This window comes from Bacillus sp. mrc49, assembly GCF_002803435.1.
This window is the reverse complement of record NZ_PHNG01000311.1, coordinates 1-392: the sequence shown is the minus strand read 5'-3', so window position 1 is coordinate 392 and position 392 is coordinate 1. Positions and strand designations below refer to the sequence as shown.

1 protein-coding gene is annotated in these 392 nt (G+C 40.8%); it reads left to right on the top strand.

The genetic code is table 11. The features are described 5' to 3' along the window. Nucleotides 1-392, top strand: a 392-nt coding sequence (locus CVN76_RS02105) for an SHOCT-like domain-containing protein (RefSeq protein WP_442857533.1), incomplete at both ends; no start/stop codon positions are given.

The window sequence follows — 392 nt, the reverse complement described above, 5'->3', positions numbered from 1 at the left end:
GATTCTAGAAATGATTCAGGATGGAAAGCTATCCGCGGACGAAGCCATGGGCCTATTGGAAGAATTGGAGAAAGCCAGTCAGGAAAGTGAAGCAAAAGGGCAGGTACTGCAAAATGAATTATCGACTGTAGTCGTGGAAAAGAAAAGTGAAGGAAGCACTCAGGATACATTCAAGAAGAATATCCAGTCATCGAAAGATAAGATTCTTGATTTCGTTGAGAGTGCTTTTAAGAAAATCAAAGATACCGACCTTGATTTCAACTTCGGCAAATCAGTGGAAGACAGCCATATTTTTCAGCATGATTATGATTTCCTGAACGAAGTGGATGTGGATATAGCAAATGGAAGAATAAAAATCGCGACTTGGGATCAGCAGGATGTCCGGGTTGAAT